We start from the raw sequence: 17974 nt of genomic DNA, 5'->3' as shown, positions 1-17974 counted from the left end.
GGGTATAATTCTGCATAGAATAGTATCTCACAGGAGGTGCGCTATGGACTTATCTGAGATGCAAACCCGCGTGGCGGAGCTGGAACAGCAGATTGCAACTTTGCCTGCTGGCTCTGTTACGAAGAAGACTGTCAACGGCAAGGAGTATTTTTACCACCGTTGGACAGAGAACAAGAAGCGGCGGGAGAAGTATATTCCTGCTGACGAATTGGAGAATTTCCGCGCCCAAATCGAGCGGCGGAAGGCGCTGGAACAGGAGCTGAAAGCGCTGAAAAAGCAGCTGCCCAAGGCGAAATCTGCAAACCCTTCCGCGTTTACCACCAATGTCCGTACCGGCGAGGCGCTGCGTTCCTTCGCGGCGTCTGTTCGCGGCTATCGCAGGCGCGAGTGTTTCCGGCAGCTGCACGACTTTGTCTACGGAAAGCCGCAGGATAAGGTATTCATCCTCTACGGCCTGCGCCGGACGGGGAAAACCACCATGATCCGCCAGATTTTTGCGGAGATGAACGAGGCAGAGCTTGCCAAGGCAGCGTTCATTCAGATCACTGCAAAAGACACGCTGGCAGATGTAAACCGCGACCTCAAGCAGTTGGAAGCGCAGAGCTTTCGCTATGTGTTCCTCGACGAGGTGACGCTGATGGAGGATTTCATCGAGGGCGCAGCGCTGTTTTCTGATGTGTTTGCGGCCTGCGGCATGAAAATCGTGCTCTCCGGCACGGACTCGCTGGGCTTTCTCTTTACCGAGGACGAGCAGCTCTATGACCGCTGCATCCTGCTGCACACCACATTCATCCCTTACCGCGAGTTTGAATCTGTCCTCGGTGTTCGCGGCATCGACGAGTATATCCGCTACGGCGGCACCATGAGTCTCGGCGGCGTCCACTACAACGAGACCTCCACCTTTGCCAGCAAGGAAAGCACCGACGAATATGTGGACACCGCCATCGCCCGCAACATCCAGCACTCCCTGCGCTGCTATCAGTACGAGGGGCACTTCCGCCATCTGCGGGATTTATACGAGAAGGGCGAGCTGACCAGCGCCATCAACCGGGTCGTGGAGGACATCAACCACCGCTTCACGCTGGAGGTGCTGTCGCAGGATTGGAAGTCCCACGACCTTGGCATTTCCGCCAGCAACCTGCGCCGGGATCGGAAGAACCCGACGGACATCCTCGACCGCATCGACCTTGCGCTTGTCACCGACAGCCTGCGGAAGCTGCTGGAGATCCGCAACAGGGCAGAGCAGACCGTGGCGCTGGACGATGTTCACGCAGCGGAGATCAAGGAGTATCTGGACTTGCTGGACTTAACGCGGGAGATCGATGTGCTGCACCTGCCGGATGTCAGCATGAAATCCAGCCGCACGGTGATCGCGCAGCCGGGTCTCCGCTATGCGCAGGCGGACGCGCTGATCCGCAGTTTGCTGTTGGATGAAACGTTCAGTGCCCTGTCTTTGGCGGAGCGCACCGCCGTGCAGCAGCGCATCCTGACCGAGATCAAAGGGCGGATGCTGGAAGACATCGTCCTGCTGGAAACCAAGCTGGCGAACCCCAAGAAGCAGGTATTTGTCCTGCAATTTCCTGTGGGAGAATTTGACATGGTGGTGTTTGACCCGGAGGCAGGCTCCTGCCGGATTTTCGAGATCAAGCACAGCGAGGAAGCTGTTCCGCAGCAGTACCGCCATCTGATCGACGAGCAAAAATGCGCCCAGACCAAGCACCGCTACGGCCCGATCACCGGAAAGTTCGTCCTCTATCGCGGGGAAAGCCAAGTGGTTGAGGGCATTCAGTATCAGAACGTGGAAGAATATCTGCGAAGCCTTGCATAACAACAGTTCAATAAAAACTCAGGCAGCCTCTGATTGAAACCAACCGGAGGCTGCCTTTTACTTATTGAATCGCAACTTGTTTATCCGATATGCTATAAACAAGTTCGCCGGAATTGACTTGACGTATGACAAGTAGCAATGCGCAAAAATCGTGCGGCGCGACTGTACGAATGCAGTCGATGACGAAAACAATAATGTTCTAAATAGCACCCATCGCTCATTCCATCAATCATTTTCTCGATGCACATGAGCGATGCACTCCGAACTGGCACGATCAGCGCGCGAAAACCTCTGCCTCCCGCAGAAATTTTCAGATTCTTCCCTTGGGTACCTTTTCAAACGGATTCCAATCCGTTATAATATATCTACCAACCTAACGAATAGCGCGAGGTGCTGCCATGAAAACGAAAGATACGCCGAAGCAATATGTCATCTACTCCCGCAAGTCCAAATTCACCGGCAAGGGCGAGAGCATCGAGAACCAGATCGAGCTGTGCCGCCAGTACATCGCCATGCACTTTGGCGAGGAAGCGGCAGAAAATGTGCTGGTCTACGAGGACGAGGGCTTTTCCGGCGGCAATCTGGAGCGCCCGCAGTTCAAGAAGATGATGAAGGACTCGCAGAAGATTGAATTTGCCGCCATCGTGGTCTACCGCCTCGACCGCATCAGCCGCAACATCGGCGATTTTGCCAAGCTCATCGAGGATCTGGGCGACCGGCACATTGACTTCATCTCCATCCGGGAGCAGTTCGACACGTCCTCTCCAATGGGCCGGGCGATGATGTACATTGCGTCCGTGTTCTCCCAGCTGGAGCGGGAGACCATTGCCGAGCGCATCCGGGACAATATGCACGAGCTGTCCAAGACCGGGCGCTGGCTGGGCGGCACAACGCCCACGGGCTACGCCTCGGAGAGCCTGTCCAGCGTGACGGTGGACGGCAAGGTGAAGAAAGCCTGCAAGCTCAAACCTATTCCGGAGGAAATCCAGCTGGTCAAGACGATTTTCTCGGTTTTCATGGAGACCGGCTCCCTCAGCAAGACCGACCAGTATCTGCTGGAGCACCGTTGCGTCACGAAACGCGGCAAGCAGTTCACCCGCTTTGCCATCCGGGGCATTCTCACAAACCCGGTCTACATGATTGCCGACGAGACGGCGTATCAGTATCTGAAAGAAAACAATGTTGACCTGTTTGCCGAGCGCTCGGAGTTCGACGGCGAGCACGGAGTCATGGCGTACAACCGCACGCTCCAGCGCCCCGGCAAGGCAAACCAGATCCGTCCCATGGGGGAATGGATCGTGGCGGTGGGGAAGCATCCCGGCATTATCGCAGGCAGCGATTGGGTGCAGGTGCAGGCCATGCTGGACGTCAACAAATCCAAGAGCTACCGCAGACCACGCAGCAACGTGGCGCTGCTGTCCGGCCTGCTGCGGTGCAGCGAATGCGGCGACTATATGCGCCCAAAGCTGACCAACCGCAGGAATGCAGAGGACGAGCTGATCTACACCTATATGTGCTCCACCAAGGAGCGCAGCCACGGTACGGTCTGCGGCATGAAAAACTGCAACGGCAACACGCTGGACGCCAAGATCATCGAGGAGATCCGCAAGCTGTCCGCCGACAAGGAAACCCTTGCCAATTTGCTGGCGCAGACGAAAAAAGTCATCAGCGGCAGCAAGGAGGGCTACGACGCAGAGCTGGCGCTGTTGAAAGAAAAGCACGCAGAAACGGAAGACCGCATCAAGCGGCTGGTGGAATCCCTGTCCGTTGCCAGCGAGACCTCAGCCAAATATGTCATGGAGCAGATCGACGAGCTCCATCGCGAGAGCGAGACCCAGCAGCTGCGCCTTGCCGAGCTGGAAGCCCTCACCGAGCAGAGCCGGATGCTGCATCAGGAGTTTGCCTTCCATCAGGAAATGATAGAGTCGTTCGCCAATGCGGTGGATTCGGCAACGCTGGAAGAAAAGCGACGCCTGCTGCGGACCATCGTCAAAAAGGTGGTCTGGGACGGCAAAAACGCCTATGTTTACCTCTTTGCGGAGGATGGAGAGGCGGATTTGCCGCCCATTGACCAACCTATGTATCCGTTGGGAGAGGATAGCGAATGAGATCCTCATGCATTTCAGGGCTCAGAGGAAGCTCCAGGGTGAGGTATCACTGTCGGACAGCCTGGAGGGGGATGGTGATGGCGGGTCCCTCTCCCTAATGGACGTGCTTAGTGTGGATGACGATATGTTGGAAGAGCTGGATAACCGGGATGCCCAGGCCCAGGTGCGTCGGTGCGTTGAGCAATGCCTCACAGAACGGGAAAAGAGCATTATTATCCAGCGATATGGTCTGAACGGTCATGCTCCAAGGACGCAGAGAGAGATCGCTGTGGAAAGCGGAATCTCACGGTCCTATGTATCCCGCATCGAAAAGAAGGCTTTGGAGAAGCTGAAAGCGGCGCTGGAGGGAGGGGAAAGGGCTTCGGGTTGATTCCAGGTTCGGAGCGTGGTACACTAAGAAAAGCTGAATGGGGGCGGCGGAGACCGGACATCGGCTCCGGCGCCCTCTCTTTATATTCAGAAGGGAAACTGGCAGATAAAGAGGAAGAAGTGCTTATGAAAAAACTGGCCGTCGGCATTCTGGCCCATGTGGATGCAGGCAAAACCACCCTGTCGGAAGGCTTGCTCTACCGGAGCGGGTCGCTCCGTCGTTTGGGCCGGGTGGATCACCAGGACGCTTTTCTGGACACCGACCCCATCGAGCGGGAGCGGGGCATCACCATCTTTTCCAAGCAGGCCATCCTGCCGCTGGGGGAGACTACCATCACACTATTGGATACGCCGGGGCACGTAGACTTCTCCAGCGAAGCGGAGCGGACCATGAGGGTACTGGACTACGCCATCCTGGTCATCAGCGGTACAGACGGGGTCCAGGGCCATACCATGACATTGTGGAGGCTCCTGAAGCGCTACAATGTACCGGTTTTCCTCTTCGTGAACAAGATGGACCTGGCAGGAGCGGACCGGACTGCACTCATCCGTGATCTGAAGGGCAAACTGGATGACGGGTGTGTTGATGTAGGAGATGGCATCGATACGGACTGGCTGGAGGAAGCCGCCATGTGTGATGAGTCCGTCATGGAGGCCTATTTGGAGAGCGGGACTCTGTCTGATGACGTACTGGCCAGCCTAGTAGCGGAACGCAAGCTCTTTCCCTGCTGCTTCGGCTCAGCCCTGAAGCTGGAGGGGGTGGACCGGCTGCTGGACTGTCTGGACCGTTATACCCGTCAGAAGCCGGCACCGGCTGAATTCGGAGCGCGAATTTTTAAAATTGCCCGGGACACTCAAGGAAACCGGCTGACCTATTTAAAGGTTACTGGTGGGACGCTGAAGGTAAAGGACCTGCTGACCAACCGCCGTCCTGGCCTGCCGGACGAAAAGGTTTGGGAGGAGAAGGCGGATCAGATCCGCATTTACTCCGGGGAGAAGTTCCAGACGGTGGAGCGGGCAGAGCCGGGAACGGTGTGTGCAGTCACCGGTCTGAGCCAGACAAAGCCAGGCGAGGGCCTGGGATTTGAGCCGCCGGGGGAGGACCCAGCCCTGGAACCAGTCCTCTCGTGTCAGGTATTGCTGCCCGAGGGCCAGGACCCTTATACTGCCATGATGAAGCTGCGACAGCTAGAAGAGGAGGACCCTCAGCTCCACCTGGTGTGGAATGAGCAGCTTCGGGAGATTCACATCCAGCTTATGGGCCAGATCCAGCTGGAGGTCCTCCGGCGGCTGGCTCTGGAGCGGTTTGGCCTGGAGGTCTCCTTCGGGCCGGGGAGTATCGTCTACCGGGAGACCATTGCTGCCCCGGTGGAGGGGGTGGGGCACTATGAACCCTTGCGCCACTATGCTGAGGTCCACTTACTTCTGGAACCGCTGCCGCCTGGGAGCGGCCTGCGGTTTGGCACCGCCTGCCCAGAGGACGTACTGGAGGGGCGCTGGCAGCGGCTGATCCTCACCCATCTGGAGGAGAAGGCCCACCTGGGCGTGCTCACCGGCTCGCCCATCACTGACATGAGCATCATCCTGACGGCGGGCCGTGCTCACGAGAAGCACACCGAGGGAGGCGACTTCCGGCAGGCCACTTACCGGGCAGTACGCCAGGGACTCATGGAGGCCCAGAGTGTCCTCCTGGAGCCTTGGTATGACTTCCGCCTTGAAATTCCTGGGGAATATGTGGGCCGGGCTATGTCCGACCTCCAGCGTATGGGGGGACGGGTAGACCCGCCTGAGACCCTGGGAACCGAAACGGTGCTTACTGGAACTGCTCCGGTGGCCGAGCTGGGGGACTATGCCAGGGAGGTGACGGCTTACACCAGGGGCCAGGGCAGACTGAACTGCGTCTTCCGGGGCTATGAGCCCTGCCGGAATCAGGACAGCGTGGTGGAGGCGCTGGGCTACGACCCGGACCGGGATCTGGAGAATCCCGCTGACTCGGTATTCTGTTCCCACGGTGCGGGGTATGTGGTAAAGTGGGACAAGGTACCCGAGATGGCCCACGTAAGCAGTGGGATCGATCTTGCACCGGCGGAGGAGGTGGCGCCGGACCCTACGCCTGCCGGCGGGAGCCGGCGGAGCTGGGCGGGCTCACTGGAGGAGGACAAGGAGCTCCAGGCCATCTATGAGCGGACCTACGGCAAGGTAGAGCGGGAGGCATTTCGGCCTGCGCCTAAGCCTGCCCGTACCAGTCTGGACGGGGAAAAATACCGACTCATGGAACAAAACCGGGGACCGGAATATCTGTTGGTGGATGGCTACAATATCATTTTTGCCTGGGAAGAGCTCAAAGAGGTGGCCAAGGACAACCTGGACGCCGCCCGAAAAATGCTCATGGACCTTTTGAGCAACTACCAGGGATTCCGCAAGTGTGAGGTCATCCTGGTCTTTGACGCCTACAAGGTGCCGGGGAACCTGGGAGAAGTCACCCGTTACCACAATATTTATGTAGTCTACACCAAAGAGGCCGAAACGGCGGACGCCTATATCGAGAAAACCACCTTTGAACTGGGTAAGCGTCACAGGGTCCGAGTGGCCACCTCGGACGGCGCGGAACAGCTCATCATCCTGGGTCACGGTGCCCTACGGCTGTCGGCCACGGTGTTCCGCCAGGAGATGGAGCAGGTGAGTGGGCAGATCGCTGCCGTGCTGGCCAAAAACAACCGTCGGGAACGGTCAGCGCCGGTGCGCCATGCCATGGACAGAGCCATAGAGAAAAAGAAGCGCTGAGGACCGGCGCCCGTCATATCTCACAGCCCGTCCGAATAGGATGGGATGAAACCGTGAGGATGGGGGGCGTCAGGTATGGAGAGCGCACGGCGTTGGGAGACCACAGCCCGGCGGACGGCTGGACGGCGGCGGAGTACAGGCAGCGGACGGCGGGACAGACGAAGCGTGTCCCTGGCACCCCGCGAAAAGCGGCGGCTATTTCAGCTGTGTGTATGTGCGGTACTCTTTCTGGCGGTCTTCCTGGGCCGGGATGCTGTTCCCGGCGGCATGGAGGAGGTACGAAGCGAGCTCCTCCAGATCATACAGGCTGACACTGACTTCAAGGCCGTGTTTGCCGACCTGGGCCGCGCGGTGGACCGGGGGGAGAGCAGCAGCGAGGTGGTGGCTCAGGTGTGGAAGTCGATGCTTGGTATGGAGGAGGGGTGGAGTCCCTACACCTTCACCAGACGTGACAATCCTCTTTATGTCCGTGAGGCGGAGCGGCTGGCTGAGAGTGCCGGTACGCTGCGCTGGCCGATAGAAGCAGAGACGCCGCCGCCTCTCCAAGAGACTGCGCAGCCCGTCCAAGTCGAGGAAACGCCCGCCCCGGAGGAGGCGGAGACCCAGCCAGCAGATCCGTTGGGAGTGGGGGAGACCGTCGCGCCGGTAATGGCGCCGGTCTCCTCTGGTTTTGGGCTGCGGGAGCATCCCATTGAGGGGGGCGAGAAATTCCACAACGGCCTGGACCTGGCCGCCAACTACGGGACGGATATCAAGGCCTTTGCCGCTGGAGTAGTGGATTACATCGGCGAGAGTCCGGCCTATGGGCTGTACCTTCAGATCCAGCACGCAAACGGTGTTACCAGCTTCTATGCCCACTGCAGCCGCCTGTGTGTCCAGCCGGGACAGCAGGTGGCGGCGGGGGAGAAGGTGGCTGAGGTGGGAGATACCGGGGAGGTCACCGGCGCCCACCTCCACTTCGAGGTGAAGGTGAACGGAGAGCTGGTGGACCCGTCAGATTATATTGAGACGGAGTAGGCCGTGGAAGTGGTAAGGCATGTCAGATTGAGCCCCGGTTTTCTGCTGCTGGCAGCGGCCCTGGCTTTTCTGGACGGGGAGAGTGTGCTCCCATGGGCGGCCTTGGCCGCCGCTGTTCACGAGTTGGGGCATTACACCGCTGTCCGTCTCCAGGGAGGCGCTGTAAAGGAATTACGGCTGACAATCTCTGGGGGAGAGATGGATTTGGACCGGCGATATCCGCTGACCTATTCCGGGGAACTGTTGTCCATCCTAGCTGGTCCGGGCGCCAGTTTGCTGCTGGCCCTGGCGGCACTGCAGCTGGGAGAAGGTCGGGAGGAGGGGTGGCTCCTGGCTGGCCTAAGTCTGTGCCTGGGCTGGTTCAATCTGCTGCCGGTGTGGCCTCTGGACGGCGGACGGGCGCTGCTGCTGATTTTGGCGGGGTTCCTGCCTCACGATACTGCGGCGGCAGGAGTGAGGGCCTGTTCACTGGCCCTGGGTGCCGGACTGCTGGCAGGAGGGATCAGCCTTCTGACACAGGGTGGAGGTGCCACATTGGCCATTATGGGATGCTGGCTGCTGCTCTGCCAGTTCAGAGAAAGAAAAATGGGAAAATAGGCTTGCATTTTTCTATATTCCGTGGTATCATATTTTGGCTTTAATAAAGGGTGGTCCTCTGCGGTGTCGCTCCAGAGGAAGGAGCGGCGTGAAACCGGTACGAACGCCTATAAACAGGAGGAAGTAAAAATGGATCTCATGCAGAATTTCAATGAGAAGTACCTGAAGGCCGAGCCCCCCAAGGTGGAAGTGGGCGACACCGTCCGGGTGCACATCAAGGTTAAGGAAGGCAACCGTGAGCGTATCCAGGTCTTCGAGGGCACTGTGATCGCCAAAAAGCACGGTGGCATCGCCGAGACCTTTACCGTTCGCCGTGTCTCCTACGGCGTTGGCGTGGAGAAGGTCTTCCCCCTCCACTCTCCCGTCATTGAGAAGATCGAGACCGTCCGTACCGGTAAGGTGCGCCGGGCCAAGCTCTACTACCTGCGTGACCGCGTGGGCAAGAGCGCCAAGATCAAGGAGAAGCTGTAAGAAAATCCTTACGGAAAAGGAGCGGTTCGCCGCTCCTTTTTTGTATCCTTTTTCAAAAAGGTGACAGGACTCTTTTCATTTCACCCATAAGTGTTGTATAATGAATACTAATATGGCGCGAAAGCGCAAGACCACGGAGGAAAGGAGTGGGAGGGCGTGAACATCCAATGGTATCCCGGCCATATGACCAAGACCCGCCGGATGATCGAGGCGGATCTGAAGCTGGTGGACCTGGTGGCTGAGGTCATTGACGCCCGTATTCCCCGGTCCAGCCGGAACCCGGATATCGATGAGCTGGTGGGGAGCAAGCCGAGACTCATCGTCCTCAACCGGGCGGATCAGGCCGACCCGGTTTTGAACAAAGCCTGGGGCAAATGGTTCCGGGACCGAGGCTGTGCTGTGCTGGAGACCGACAGCAAGACGGGGAAGGGCGTAGATCAGTTCTCCAACGTAGCCAAGGAGGCCCTGAAGGAACAGATCGCCCGGTGGCGTGAGAAGGGCCAGGTAGGCCGTCCCGTCCGAGTGATGGTGGTGGGAGTGCCAAATGTGGGCAAGTCCACCTTTATCAATAAGGTAGCCAAGCGCAAGTCGGCCAAGGCGCAGGACCGGCCCGGTGTCACTCGGGGCAAACAGTGGGTGGCGGTGGATGCCGGTCTGGACCTGCTGGATACCCCCGGCATCCTCTGGCCCAAGTTTGAAGACCAGGAGGTAGGACGCCGTCTGGCCTACACCGGCGCCATCAAAGACGACATCATGGATGTGGAGGAGCTAGGCTTCACCCTGATGGAGGAGCTGGCCGCCCGGTACCCTCAGGCCCTGAGCGACCGCTATAAGCTGACGCCGGAGCCGGGTACGCCTGGCTGGGAGCTGCTAGAGGCAGCCGGCCGGAAGCGCGGGTTCCTCATTTCCGGGGGCGAGGTAGACCTCAACCGTATGGCGAGAGTGCTGCTGGATGAGTTCCGCGGCGGCAAGCTTGGACGCTTTACACTTGAGGCGCCGGAAGGAGTCGGAGCAAATGAAGCAGATGGAGCAGAGTGACCTCTGGGCAATTGAAAGCCAGTGCCGTCTGGACGGTGCCCTGATGATCTGCGGCGCCGACGAGGCAGGGGCCGGCCCTCTGGCCGGAGATGTATACGCTGCAGCGGTAATTCTGCCCTGGGGCTGGGTCCCGGAGGGCCTCAACGACTCCAAAAAGCTGACCCCCAAGCAGCGGGACCGGCTCTTCGACGAGATCCGCGAGAGGGCGGTGGCCTGGGCGGTGACCTCTGTGGATGCAACCACCATCGACGAGATCAACATCTTATCCGCCCGCCTACTGGCTATGGACCGGGCCATCCGGGCTCTGGACCCGGCGGCTGATTTCGCCCTCATCGACGGAAATCGTGACAAGGGAATCTCCTATCCACACCGCACTGTTATTAAGGGAGACAGCCTTAGCGCCAACATTGCGGCGGCCTCTGTCCTGGCCAAGGTAAGCCGGGACCGGTATATGGAGGAGATGGCCAAGGTGTACCCGGAATACGAGTTTGAACGCCACAAGGGCTATCCCACCAAGCGCCACTATGAACTGCTGCGGCAGTATGGTCCCTGCCCCATCCACCGGAAGAGCTTTCTCAAAAAGTTCTATGCCAGCGGTGAGACACCGTGATGGGGGGAGACCGGCGGCTGCTGGGCCGCTGGGGAGAGACCCAGACGGCGGAATGGCTGCGTGCTCGGGGATGGCGGGTGGTTGCTGCCGGTTGGCAGTGCCGGTTCGGTGAGATCGACCTGATTGCAGTAAATGACAAGTATGTTGCCTTTACAGAAGTGAAGCTTCGCAAAAACGCTGTGTTTGCACCGGCCAGGGCCTTCGTGGACCGCGGAAAACAGGAACGGGTGCGGACGGCGGCTCAGCTTTATTTGCTGGAGCACCCAACGGAACTCCAGCCCCGGTTCGATGTGGCGGAGGTCTACGCCCCGGAGGGAATGGCTACCAGGAAGCCGGAGATCAATTACATAGAGGATGCGTTTTAGCCATGGATCTGTTTGACGGACACTGTGATACCATATTAAAATGTTACCTGGAGGGCGGCGGACTTCGCCGCCAGACCGGTCACCTGGACCTGGAGCGTCGGCGGGGCAAGGGCCGCTGGGCCCAGTTCTTTGCCACCTTTGGCTCACCGGAGGACATGCCTGGCCGGTCCCTGTGGGAGGTCTTTTTGGAGGAATACGCCCTCTTCCGGAGTGAGATAGATGCCAATGCCGATTTGGTGACCTTCTGTCGGACCGGGGCGGAGGCCGAGGCAGCCTTTGCAGCCGGGAAGACGGCAGCATTTTTGTCTGCGGAAGGCGCGGAGCTACTGGATTGTGATCTGGAGAAGCTTCGAATGGCCCATCGGATGGGCGTCCGTATTGTAAACATCACCTGGAATCACCCCAACGCGCTCTCTGGTACCAATGCCGAGGAGCCGGACCGGGGCCTGTCTGAGCAGGGGAGGGCCTTTGTGAAGACTATGGGGGAGCTGGGGATGCTGGTGGACGTGTCCCATCTGTCCGATCCAGGTTTCCGGGACGTGATGGAGATCACCCACCGGCCGGTGGTGGCCACCCATTCCAATTCTCGGGCCGTATTTCCTCATCCGAGGAACTTGACCGATGAGCAATTTACTGCCATAATAAACACCAATGGAGTGGCCGGCCTCAATATGTACACCGGCTTCCTGGGAGACGGCCCGGATTTTGACACGGTGGTCTCTCACCTGGAGCACTTCCTTGCCCTTGGCGGGGAGAACAACGTGTCTATGGGTGGTGACTGGGACGGAATCACCAGCATGCCCCAGGGCATGAATGGCATTCAGGATATGGAAAAGCTCTATGAGCACCTACTTCGGCGCAATTACAGTGAAACCTTGCTGGAGAAGGTTTTTTATTCTAATTTGATGAGGGTCGTGAACGAAGTATGCAGTATGTAAGCACAAGAAACAAAAATCAGAAATGCAGCGCGGCCCAGGCGATTGCCCAGGGGCTTGCCCTGGACGGCGGTCTGCTGACACCGGAAGTGCTGCCCAAGCTCTCGCCAAACGGGCTCAAAACTATGACCGACATGTCCTATCAGCAACGTGCGGTCTTTGTGATGGGTTCTTATCTGGACGATTTCACGGCCTCCGAACTCTCCGCTTACGCCACCCGGGCCTACGGTCCCGATAAGTTCGACACCAAAGCGGTGGCGCCGGTGCGGCAGTTGGATGACAAGACTTACTGCCTGGAGCTCTGGCACGGGCCCACCTGTGCCTTTAAGGATATGGCACTTCAGATGCTACCTCACCTGCTCTCGGCTTCTCTGAGCAAGAATGAGGAGCAGAAGACCGTGTGTATCCTGGTGGCCACTTCGGGAGATACTGGTAAGGCCGCTCTGGAGGGCTTCAAGGATGTGGACCGGACCCGTATTCTGGTGTTCTATCCCAAGGACGGTGTCTCTGACATCCAGCAGCTCCAGATGCAGACCCAGGAGGGCGAGAATGTAGGCGTGTGCGCCGTGGTGGGCAACTTTGACGATGCTCAGACCGGCGTGAAACGGCTCTTCTCTGATGCAGCGCTTCGGGATACCCTGGCTGGCCGCGGCTATTTCTTCTCCTCGGCCAACTCCATCAACTGGGGACGCATTCTGCCGCAGATCGTCTATTACATCTCGGCCTATTGTGATCTCCTCAAGGAGGGCAAGGTCCAGAAGGGCGATCCTATCAACGTCTGTGTGCCCACGGGCAATTTCGGCAACATCCTCTCGGCCTACTACGCCAAGCAGATGGGGGTGCCCATCCACAAGCTCATCTGTGCCTCCAACCAGAACAACGTTCTCACGGACTTCATCAAGACCGGCGTGTATGACCGGAACCGGCCCTTCTACAATACCATGTCTCCCTCCATGGACATCCTGATCTCTTCCAATCTGGAGCGGATGCTCTTCGAGTTTACGGAGCGGGATGACGTTGCTGTGAAGGAGTACATGTCCGCGCTGGCCACCGAAGGCCGCTACGAGGTCAGCGAGAAGGTGAAAAAGCAGTTGGACAAGAACTTTGCCGCCGGGTGCTGCGGCGACGCTGAGACCCAGGCCATGATCGCCAAAATATGGAAGGAAAAGAACTACCTCATCGATACCCACACGGCTGTGGCCTTCCATGTGCTGGAGGAGTACCGGCGGGAGACCGGGGATGATACGCCCACCGTGGTGGTCTCCACCGCCAGCCCCTTCAAGTTCTGTGACAATGTGCTGGGTGCTCTTGGGGTCACTGATCTGGCCGCCGGCACTGATATCCTGGACCAGCTCTCCAAGGTTACCGGCGAGCCGGTTCCCGCCCCTCTTGCAAACCTGAAAGGGAAGGAAATTCGGTTCCAGCAGGTCACCGAGAAGGAGAATATGTCCGACCGCGTGCTGGAGATGCTCCAGTAAGAAAGAAGGAGGTGGCCCCATGGCCCTATTCGCCTTGGGCGACCCCCATCTCTCTCTGGGGGCAAACAAGCCTATGGACGTCTTTGGCGGCACCTGGGAGGGATATGTAGAAAAGCTCTCCGCCGGCTTCGGTGTGGTAGGAGAGGAGGACACGGTGGTCCTGTGCGGGGACATCTCCTGGGGGATGAGCCTGGAGCAGGCCAAACCAGACTTTGCATGGCTGGACGCCCTGCCAGGCCGGCGAAAGCTTCTGCTGAAGGGTAATCATGACTACTGGTGGACCACCGCCTCAAAGATGAAGAAGTTTTTTGCCGAAAACGGTTTTCAGACCCTGGACATCCTTCACAATAACTGTCACTTCTACGGGAACGTTGCCCTGTGCGGTACCCGCGGATGGTTCTATGAGGAGGACCAGCAGGGGCACAATGAGAAGGTCTTTAATCGGGAGTTGATCCGCCTGGAGGCATCGCTGAAGGCAGCGGGGGAGAGACCCAAGCTGTGTTTTCTCCATTATCCGCCCCTCTACCAGGGCTATACCTGCCCTGAGATTCTGGCACTGCTGGAGCGTTACGGAGTGGAGCGATGCTTTTACGGCCACCTTCACGGCGGAAGTCACCGGCTGGCCATTGAAGGAGAACGCAATGGAGTGGACTACCGTTTGGTGGCCGCTGACTACCTGCGCTTCGTGCCCAAACTGGTGCTTCCGTAAAGGAGCAGAGAAGAATTTTTCCGATTTTGAAAAAAAGAGTGGAAAAGTCCAAAAAGATTTGGTACTATAGATAGGATTCTGATATTACACATTCAGGAGGAAGTAAGTAGATGAACGTCAAGAGTAAAGAAAATCAGGAGAACAGCGCCGTCGAGCTGGTCATCGAGGTGGGCGCCGAGGAGTTTGAGGCCGCGGTGGACAAGGTCTATCGCAAGAACCGGAAGAGCATTGCTGTCCCCGGCTTCCGGAAGGGCCATGCCCCCCGGAAGATCATTGAGGGCATGTATGGCTCCGGCGTGTTCTACCAGGACGCCATCGACGAGCTCTATCCTACCGCTTATGCTCAGGCTGTGGAGCAGGAGGGCCTGGACCCCGTGGCCTATCCCAAGGTGGAGGTCCTGGAGGTTGGCAAGGATGGCTTCACCTTTAAGGCTCTGGTCACTGTCCGTCCTCCCTTTGAGATCGGCAACTACAAGGGCCTGACCGCTTCCAAGGAAGAGGTGGAGATCACCGCCGAGGACGTGGAGAACGAGCTCAAGCCCTACATCCAGCGGGCCACCCGTCTGGTGAACGTGGAGCGCGAGGCCAAGGAGGGCGACACCGTCCTCATTGACTTCGAGGGTTTCAAGGACGGCGTGCCCTTCGAGGGCGGCAAGGGTGAGAACCATGCCCTGGAGCTGGGCTCCCACTCCTTCATCCCCGGCTTTGAAGAGGGCGTTGTGGGCATGAAGCCCGGCGACGAGAAGGACCTGGACGTCACCTTCCCCGAGGAGTACACTCCCGAGCTGGCCGGCAAGGCCGTGGTCTTCAAGGTGAAGGTCCACGAGGTGAAGGAGCCCCAGGCTCCCGTGGTGGACGATGAGTTCGCCAAGGACGTGTCCGAGTTCGACACCCTGGAGGAGTTCAAGAAGGACCTGGAAAACAAGCTGCGTGAGCGCCGTGAGCACGCCGCTCAGCACGCTTTCGAGGATGCCGTCACCGACGCCCTGATTGGCGAGCTGAAGGTTGAGCTGCCCCAGGCCATGATTGACTTCCGCGGCGATCAGGTGCTCCAGGAGTACGCCGACCGCTTTGAGCGCCAGGGCCTGCCCTTCCAGCAGTACCTGCAGATGACCGGCCAGACTCTGGACGCCATGCGTGAGCAGGCCAAGGCTGCAGCCGAGCATCAGATTAAGATCGAGATGGCGCTGGATGCCGTGGCCGCTGCCGAGAACATGACCGTCACTGATGAGGAGCTGGAGGCCGAGTATAAGGCTCTGGCCGAGCAGTACGGCATGGAGGTGGACCAGGTCAAGGCCGCTGCCGACGCTGAGGACGTGAAGGCTACCCTCCTGCGCCGGAAGGCTATGGAGCTGGTGAAGGCCGAGGCTAAGGCTGAGAAGCCCCAGAAGACCACCAAGAAGAAGGCCGCCAAGGAGGAGGAGCCTGCCGCTGAGGGTGAGGCCGCTCCCAAGAAGCGTGCCCCCCGTGCCAAGAAGGGTACCCCTGACAAGACCGAGGAGTCTGCCGAGTAAGGAATAACCACCCTCTATTTGGGCATACTTTCCAGCGTACACTGTTTTCGGCCCGGAAAGGGCCAGCGGAAAAAGGAGATTTTATCGCTATGTTCCAATCCAGCCTTGTACCCTACGTGGTGGAGCAGACCAACCGGGGAGAGCGTTCCTACGACATCTTCTCCCGGCTGCTCAACGACCGGATCGTCTTCCTGGGTGAGGAGGTTAATGCCACCACCGCCAGCCTGGTTGTGGCCCAGCTCCTCTACCTGGAGGCACAGGACCCGGACAAGGATATCCAGTTCTACATCAACAGCCCCGGCGGTTCCGTTACCGACGGCATGGCCATCTATGACACCATGCAGTACGTCAAGTGCGATGTGTCCACCATCTGTATCGGCATGGCCGCCAGCATGGGTGCCTTCCTGCTCTCCTCCGGCGCCAAGGGCAAGCGCTTTGCCCTGCCCAACGCGGAGATTATGATCCACCAGCCTTCGGCTGGCACCCAGGGCCAGATCACGGACATGGCCATCCACCTCAAACGGCTGGAGATTATCAAGAAGCGGATGAACCACATCCTGTCCGAGAACACCGGCAAGCCCATCGAGGTGGTCACCGCCGATTGTGAGCGCGACAACTTTATGTCCGCCGACGAGGCCGTGTCTTACGGCCTTATCGACAAGGTCATCACCAGAAAGTGATGAATACTGTCCCGGACGGCCTTGCCGGACCAGGACGGAGTGGAAAGGGGAGCGGAGACCGAGGCCTTCGCTCCTCTTGACCGCGTTTCGGGGCATGGCGCCGCCATGCCTGACCCTGGGCCATTGGGCCCAAACAAAGAGGTGAAACCCATGCCTAAAAACGACGACAAACGGTCGGTCCGTTGCTCCTTCTGCGGGAAGCACCAGGAGCAGGTGGCCCGGATCATCGCCGGACCTGGGGCTTATATCTGCAATGAGTGTGTCCAGCTGTGCATGAGCATTCTGGACGAAGCGGGCGACGAGCCGATCGAGGATCGGGCCGACATCCCGGATGTGATCCCCACGCCCCGTGAGATCCGGGATGTGCTGGACGAGTATATCATCGGTCAGGAGGCGGCCAAGGTAGCGCTTTCCGTGGCGGTCTACAACCACTATAAGCGCATCTATTTTGGCGGTGGGGACGATGTGGAGCTCCAGAAGAGCAATATCCTCCTCATGGGTCCCACAGGCTGCGGCAAGACCCTCTTTGCCCAGACTCTGGCCCGGATCCTGAAGGTGCCCTTTGCCATTGCCGATGCCACCACCCTTACCGAGGCTGGCTATGTAGGCGACGACGTGGAGAATATTCTTCTTCGTCTGGTCCAGGCCGCTGACTACGACATTGAGCTGGCTCAGCGGGGCATCATCTACGTGGATGAGATTGACAAGATCGCCCGGAAGAGCGAGAATACCTCCATCACCCGGGACGTATCTGGCGAGGGTGTCCAGCAGGCTCTGCTGAAGATCTTGGAAGGTACCGTGGCCAACGTGCCCCCTCAGGGCGGCCGTAAACACCCCCATCAGGAGTTCATCCAGATCGACACCAAAAATATCCTCTTCATCTGCGGCGGTGCCTTTGACGGCATCGATAAGATCATCGAGCAGCGCCTGGACAAGAAGTCCATTGGCTTTGGTGCCGAGATCGAGAGCAAGAAGGAGCGGGATATCTCGGCGCTTCTGCGGGAGATCCAGCCCCATGATCTTCTGAAATTCGGCATCATCCCCGAGCTGGTGGGACGTCTGCCCGTCATTACTGCCCTCCAATCCCTGGGGAAGGAGCAGCTGGTGCGTATTCTCACTGAGCCCAAGAACGCTCTTGTGAAGCAGTATAAGAAGCTGCTGGAGTATGACGAGGTGGAGCTGGAGTTCCAGCCGGAGGCCCTTACCGCCGTGGCCGAGAAGGCCATCGAGCGTGGTATCGGTGCCCGAGGGCTCCGGGCAGTGCTGGAGGAGGTTATGACTCAGGTCATGTACGACGTGCCTTCCGACAGCACCATCGCCAAAGTAATCATCACCCCGGCCTGTGTCACTGACCGGGCGCAGCCGGAGCTGATCCGAGATCCGGACCGGCCCGCCCGTCCCCGTCTGGGCGGCGCGGCTCTCCGGGCTGAGCACGGAGGTCTGAGGACCCAGAGCAACGTATCTTAAAAAA

General features: G+C 58.9%; 16 protein-coding genes. All 16 read left to right on the top strand.

The genetic code is table 11. The features are described 5' to 3' along the window. Nucleotides 1-43: 43 nt before the first annotated feature. The 16 genes from E0E29_RS12460 (at nt 44) to clpX (ending at nt 17970) form a co-directional block, all read left to right on the top strand. Nucleotides 44-1828 carry a DUF6788 family protein gene (locus E0E29_RS12460; RefSeq protein ID WP_130850108.1) on the top strand — a complete coding sequence of 595 codons (1785 nt, stop codon included), beginning with the start codon at nt 44-46 and terminating at the stop codon, nt 1826-1828. 398 nt (nt 1829-2226) lie between these two features. After that, the gene (locus E0E29_RS12455; RefSeq protein ID WP_242622492.1) at nt 2227-3936 is read left to right on the top strand and encodes a recombinase family protein; all 1710 of its coding nucleotides are present in this window, start codon (nt 2227-2229) and stop codon (nt 3934-3936) included. 7 nt (nt 3937-3943) lie between these two features. Next, the gene (locus E0E29_RS12450) at nt 3944-4306 is read left to right on the top strand and encodes a sigma factor-like helix-turn-helix DNA-binding protein (protein WP_242622491.1); all 363 of its coding nucleotides are present in this window, start codon (nt 3944-3946) and stop codon (nt 4304-4306) included. A 125-nt stretch (nt 4307-4431) separates the two neighbouring features. Further along, nucleotides 4432-7089, top strand: coding sequence for a translation factor GTPase family protein (locus E0E29_RS12445; protein WP_130850106.1), 2658 nt, complete (start codon nt 4432-4434; stop codon nt 7087-7089). A 75-nt stretch (nt 7090-7164) separates the two neighbouring features. Beyond that, entirely contained in the window at nt 7165-8106 is a 942-nt protein-coding gene (locus E0E29_RS12440) for a M23 family metallopeptidase (RefSeq protein ID WP_130850105.1), read from the top strand. Between the two features lie 27 nt (nt 8107-8133). Continuing rightward, entirely contained in the window at nt 8134-8703 is a 570-nt protein-coding gene (locus E0E29_RS12435; RefSeq protein WP_165449896.1) for a site-2 protease family protein, read from the top strand. A gap of 129 nt (nt 8704-8832) precedes the next feature. Further along, a complete protein-coding gene (gene rplS, locus E0E29_RS12430) occupies nt 8833-9174 on the top strand; it encodes a 50S ribosomal protein L19 (RefSeq protein WP_130850103.1) in 342 nt (113 codons plus the stop codon). 156 nt (nt 9175-9330) lie between these two features. Beyond that, nucleotides 9331-10212, top strand: coding sequence for a ribosome biogenesis GTPase YlqF (ylqF, locus tag E0E29_RS12425; protein WP_130850102.1), 882 nt, complete (start codon nt 9331-9333; stop codon nt 10210-10212). Next, nucleotides 10199-10822 (top strand): ribonuclease HII, encoded by a 624-nt coding sequence (locus tag E0E29_RS12420; protein ID WP_242622554.1) that lies wholly within the window; start codon nt 10199-10201, stop codon nt 10820-10822. The genes ylqF and E0E29_RS12420 overlap by 14 nt, the downstream gene beginning before the upstream one ends. Continuing rightward, nucleotides 10822-11187, top strand: coding sequence for a YraN family protein (locus E0E29_RS12415; RefSeq protein WP_242622553.1), 366 nt, complete (start codon nt 10822-10824; stop codon nt 11185-11187). Before E0E29_RS12420 ends, E0E29_RS12415 begins: the two co-directional genes overlap by 1 nt. Before the next feature lie 2 nt (nt 11188-11189). Then, the gene (locus E0E29_RS12410; RefSeq protein ID WP_130850099.1) at nt 11190-12125 is read left to right on the top strand and encodes a dipeptidase; all 936 of its coding nucleotides are present in this window, start codon (nt 11190-11192) and stop codon (nt 12123-12125) included. Further along, nucleotides 12113-13600, top strand: coding sequence for a threonine synthase (thrC, locus tag E0E29_RS12405; RefSeq protein WP_130850098.1), 1488 nt, complete (start codon nt 12113-12115; stop codon nt 13598-13600). The genes E0E29_RS12410 and thrC overlap by 13 nt, the downstream gene beginning before the upstream one ends. A gap of 19 nt (nt 13601-13619) precedes the next feature. Then, complete coding sequence (locus tag E0E29_RS12400; protein WP_130850097.1) at nt 13620-14309, top strand: metallophosphoesterase; 690 nt, start codon at nt 13620-13622, stop codon at nt 14307-14309. 110 nt (nt 14310-14419) lie between these two features. After that, nucleotides 14420-15823: a trigger factor gene (tig, locus tag E0E29_RS12395; RefSeq protein WP_130850096.1), complete on the top strand. Its 1404-nt coding sequence runs from the start codon at nt 14420-14422 to the stop codon at nt 15821-15823. 89 nt (nt 15824-15912) lie between these two features. Next, nucleotides 15913-16503: an ATP-dependent Clp endopeptidase proteolytic subunit ClpP gene (gene clpP / locus E0E29_RS12390; RefSeq protein ID WP_130850095.1), complete on the top strand. Its 591-nt coding sequence runs from the start codon at nt 15913-15915 to the stop codon at nt 16501-16503. A gap of 150 nt (nt 16504-16653) precedes the next feature. Further along, nucleotides 16654-17970, top strand: a complete 1317-nt coding sequence (gene clpX / locus E0E29_RS12385; RefSeq protein ID WP_130850094.1) for an ATP-dependent Clp protease ATP-binding subunit ClpX — start codon at nt 16654-16656, stop codon at nt 17968-17970. Nucleotides 17971-17974 lie beyond the last annotated feature (4 nt).

Origin of the sequence: Intestinimonas timonensis (assembly GCF_900626145.1) — a bacterium.
Taxonomy (GTDB): domain Bacteria; phylum Bacillota; class Clostridia; order Oscillospirales; family Oscillospiraceae; genus Intestinimonas; species Intestinimonas aquisgranensis.
This window is presented reverse-complemented; position numbering and strand designations above follow the sequence as displayed.